The following is a 1,352-nucleotide window of genomic DNA, read 5'->3' on the forward strand; positions in this document are numbered from 1 at the left end:
AGACCCATGGCGAGGGCGACCAGGCGGGCCTGGGCTCCGTCGTGCAGGTCCCGCTCGATGCGGCGCAGGTCGGCGGCCGCGGTGTCGACGACCACACCCCGGTCCGACTCCAGCTCCGACACACGGGTCGCGAGCCGGGACGGGCTCAGCAGGCCCGTCACCAGCAGCCGGTCGACCGCAGCCAGTGCCCGGATCACCCAGGGCGTGACGAGCACGACGAGCAGGCCGAACAGGCTGGTGACGGCCATCTCCACGGGCGAGTCCAGGTAGAAGCTGTGCGTCCCGTCCCCGTACAGCTGGAGACCGTCCACCCCGGCGTACACCGGGAAGACCCACCGCCACAGCGGATACGTCAGCAGACCCCAGCCGTACGTCCAGAAGGCCACCGCGACGGTGAAGGCGAAGATCGCCCACGGCATGTGCAGCACCGCGTAGAGGAAGTGCCGCCAGGACTCGCCACTCTTGAGCACACCGCCGACCCAGGCCATCAAACCCGTGCCGGACCGGCCGCGCACGGGCGAGGGATCGGCCACCTCCACCCCCAGCAGGCCGCGCGCCCGCGCCCGCTCCACCATGCCGAACCCGCGGCACATGACGAGCGCGGCGGCGAGCAGCGGAATGCCGAGGAAGGTCACGACCAGGCCGGCGCCGAGCGACACCATGGCTATGGACAAGGCGAAGTAGAGGACGCTCAGCGGCAGACCGATCAGCAGGTAGCCGAACTCGCGCCAGGTGCGGGCCTCGAAGGGCGCCCGCAGCGCCACGGGGAGGCGGTGGTGCCGGGTCTCCGGTCCATAGGCCAGGGCCATCGGGTCGTCCGTCCGTTTCTCGTCGTCGTTCTTGTCGTCGCCACGTCTGCTGGGGGGTGGGGTGTGCGGCATGGGGTGAGGTGGTGAGGTGGTGAGGTGGTGCATCCACGTCGTGGACGCCCCTGGTGCATTCACCTGGATCAAGCCTGCTGGCTCGGGCGGACGGGCACCATGAGGCTCGTATCCGTCTTTGACCGGGGGTTATCCCCCCTGTCGCGCGGGGCGGGACGGCTCGCGACGGCGCCACGGCAGCTCGGCCGTGACCGTCGTGGGTCCCCCGACCGGCGACTCGAGGAGGAACAGGCCGTCCACCGCCCCCAGCCGCTCCGCCAGGCCCGCCATGCCCGTGCCCCCGTCGAGCCGGGCACCCCCGTGCCCGTCGTCGGTCACCTGGATCAGCATCCGGTCGTCCGCCCGCCACACGTCCACCGCGGCGGTGCGTGCCCGGGAGTGCTTCGAGACGTTCTGGAGCAGCTCCGAGACGGTGAAGTAGGCGATGCCCTCGATCGCCGGGGCCGGACGGGTCGGCAGATCCACCTCCAC

2 protein-coding genes are annotated in these 1,352 nt (G+C 71.4%); both read right to left on the bottom strand.

Annotated elements, in window-relative coordinates; translation table 11 throughout:
- Positions 1–809: sensor histidine kinase (locus tag ABT360_RS35290; protein ID WP_351825845.1), on the bottom strand; the 809-nt coding region annotated here is incomplete at its 3' end.
- Between the two features lie 201 nt (positions 810–1,010).
- Positions 1,011–1,352: sensor histidine kinase (locus ABT360_RS35295; RefSeq protein WP_444852382.1), on the bottom strand; the 342-nt coding region annotated here is incomplete at its 5' end.

This window comes from Streptomyces sp. NPDC000229 (genome assembly GCF_040300825.1).
Classification (GTDB): domain Bacteria; phylum Actinomycetota; class Actinomycetes; order Streptomycetales; family Streptomycetaceae; genus Streptomyces.